The organism is Neisseria perflava, assembly GCF_024170405.1.
Taxonomy (GTDB): Bacteria; Pseudomonadota; Gammaproteobacteria; order Burkholderiales; family Neisseriaceae; genus Neisseria; species Neisseria perflava_B.
Genome location: NZ_JALJYC010000052.1, coordinates 1 through 3,249, shown reverse-complemented (window position 1 = coordinate 3,249; position 3,249 = coordinate 1). Strand labels below are relative to the sequence as shown.

Annotated in this window: 1 protein-coding gene and 1 pseudogene; both read left to right on the top strand. The window is 50.2% G+C overall.

Translation table 11 applies throughout. The features are described from left to right. Positions 1 to 78 (top strand): annotated as a pseudogene (locus J2T37_RS11455) (IS1595 family transposase); the annotation flags it as partial. 80 nt (positions 79 to 158) lie between these two features. Next, a complete protein-coding gene (locus J2T37_RS11450) occupies positions 159 to 3,143 on the top strand; it encodes a calcium-binding protein (protein ID WP_253356007.1) in 2,985 nt (994 codons plus the stop codon). The last annotated feature ends 106 nt before the right edge of the window (positions 3,144 to 3,249 follow it).

Below are 3,249 nucleotides of genomic sequence, written 5' to 3'. Positions count from 1 at the left end.
GAATGGCGTTTTAACAACAGTGAAATAAAATCTCAAATTTCTATTTTGAAACAGTTAGTAAAAGGTAATTTGCTCTAATTATCTAGTACAGCCCCGAAATTATTATCAATAATGAAACCTTCGATTCATGGGATAGCTTTTCAGAATATATTAAGCTATTGAGTGAGGCAGGAGACAACCCCGTCGAAATCAATGGCACAACAAGCGATGACACTTTATCCGGTACGGATTTAGCTGATTCATTAAACGGTCAGGACGGCAACGATACCTTATACGGTAAAGCCGGTAATGATATTTTAAACGGTGGTTTAGGAGAAGACACTATGTATGGTGGTTCAGGTAACGATACTTATTATAGTGATAATGCAGCTGACACGATTATCGAAAGCGCAAACGGAGGCATTGATACTGTGTACAGCAATGTCAGCTATACCCTTCCTACAAATGTCGAAAATTTGGTACTGACCGGTACCGATAATATTTATGGTGCAGGCAACAACTCAAACAACACCCTGACCGGCAATAGCGGCAACAACCGCTTAAATTCCGGTCGCGGCGATGATATTGTGTACGGCATGGATGGAAACGACACCATCAACGGCGGCGAAGGCAATGATATTTTAGACGGTGGCAACGGCAATGACACCATCAACGGCAACGAGGGTAACGACACCCTACTCGGCGGCGCAGGCGATGATACGCTTAACGGCGGCGCAGGCGATGATGTCTTGGATGGTGGCGAAGGTAATGATACATATATTGTTGAGCGCAACAGCGGTCAGGATATCTTAAGCGATACAGCAGGCGCCAACTCTTTACGTTTTGCCGATGATATCAGCATTGACGATGTAAGCGTCAGCCAAACCGACGCCTATACATGGGTTATTACCATCGCTGATGACGACAATACCCAATTAACCATTAACCAATATCCTTCAGACGGCAACAGCACGGCTAATCCGGCTGTTTCCACTTTTATCTTTGCGGATAAAACCTATACGCTTACAGAATTTGCCGAATTAAAAGGTTTAAACATTGAATCCACTTCCGAAACCATTATCGGTACGGAAAACGACGACACCCTGACCGGCAGCGCAGGCGATGACATTATCGACGGCAAAGCCGGTGCCGACACCATGAGCGGTTATGCCGGTAATGATGTTTATTATGTCGATAACAGCGGCGACACCGTCATCGAAGCAGCCAACCAAGGTACAGACACTGTGTACAGCAGCGTCAGCCATACTCTTGCCACCAATGTAGAAAATCTAGTTTTGACCGGTTCGTCCAACATTTACGGCGCGGGCAATAATTCGGATAACATCCTAACCGGCAACAGCGGCAACAACCGCCTCAATTCCGGCCGTGGCAACGACGTGGTGTACGGCATGGACGGTAATGACACGCTCAACGGCGGCGAGGGCAACGACTTGCTTTACGGCGGCAACGGCAATGATACGGTAAACGGCGACCAAGGTAATGATACGCTGGACGGCGGCGCGGGCAACGACACGCTCAACGGTGGCAGCGGAGATGATGTGTATGTTTACGCCACCGGCAGCGGCAACGATGTGATTACCGATTCAGACGGCACCAACACCATCCGTTTTGACAGCAGCGTCACAGCCGCCGATATTACCATTACCGAGCAGGCCAACGGCGACAATGTGGACTGGATTATCACCATAGCCGGTAGCGATGATACGCTGACTATTCGCAGCCAAAATCCAAGCGGCGACTATGTAGCGGTGCAAAACTTTGAATTGGCTTCCGGTACGTTGTCTTACAGCGAACTGCTTGCGCAGGCCACTTATGTACCGCTGGCAGGCAGCGATGACTACATCGAAGGCAGCTTCGGCGCGGATACGTACACCTTCGGCCGGGGCAGCGGCAACGATACGATTTTCGATTTCAATGTTTACCCCGACCAAGAATACAACCCGGGCTATATGCGCCAAGCCAACACGCTGGTCTTTACAGACGGCCTGACCATTGACGATTTGGAATTAACCATCATCAAGGGTTACGACACCTCTTTGGTCAGCAGCTACGACAGCCTGAGCGGTGCGATTACCATGCCCGCATTAAACGGCGACACGTGGATTTTGAAAATCAAAGACAGCAACGACAGCATTACCCTGCTGAACCAAAGCGGCTATGAAGGCGCGATTGAAACCTTTGTCTTTGATGACGGCAGCAGCTATTCGGCGGGCGAACTGTTTACCTATTTCAACTCCGATCCGATTGCCGTCACCGAGCAAAACGAAAGCAGCGAAACCATTTACGTTGACGGCGAATTTGTCATCTATGGCACATCCGGCAATGATAAAAATCTGCAAGATGTCTTCACCGGAATTTCCGGCAACGGTTTTAACCCAGACCGCACCATTTACGGCGGCGCGGGCGACGACAAGATTACCATGAGCTATTCGTCTGACGACCAATACGCCGTTACCTTCTACGGCGGTTTGGACGAAGACACCATTTCCGTCGGCAGCAGCAAAGTTGTGTTTGACGGCGGCGCAGGCGATGACCACTTCATCGACAACTACGGCTCTTATGCGGACAACGTCATCGTCTTCCGCGCAGGCGACGGCAACGATACCGTGGATTTGGCCTACAACGACGGCAATACGGTGATTCATTTTACCGACGGCCTGACCATCAACGATTTGAGTTTGGCCTTTTCAGACGGCCGCGTGATTATCAGCGTCCACGGCGGCAGCGACGGCAGCATCAGTATCAATACCGACGGCAGCGCGGAAGATTCCACCGCCGCCATGCTGCAAACCATCCGCTTTGATTCGGGCGACACCTATACGCTGCAAGACATCGCCGTCAAATCGTTGGCGCTCGATACCTTGGGCAGCGACAGCGTCAGCGAAACCAGCGACGCCATCGGCGAGGACATGGTGGCAACGGTCAATACCGAATTGTTGAGCGCCAGCGCAGCGTCTGAAACCACATCCGACAGCGGTTTGCTCTCCGACACCGCCGCCGATTCTCTCGACAGCGGTATCAACAGCATCAGCAGCGCTTCCGATGAAACTGCCGCCGGTTTGAGCAGCGAAACCGCTTACGCCGTCAGCGTAGCCGTCGAAACCGTATCAGAAGTAGCGGATGACAGCGTAGCGGTTGTTTAATCTTTTAATTTTATAAGGGGCTGTACTAGATAACTAGATTTATTCAAAATCATTTAGAATAAATCCCATGAAAAAAAGTCGACTGAGCCCTTATAAGCAAAACAAG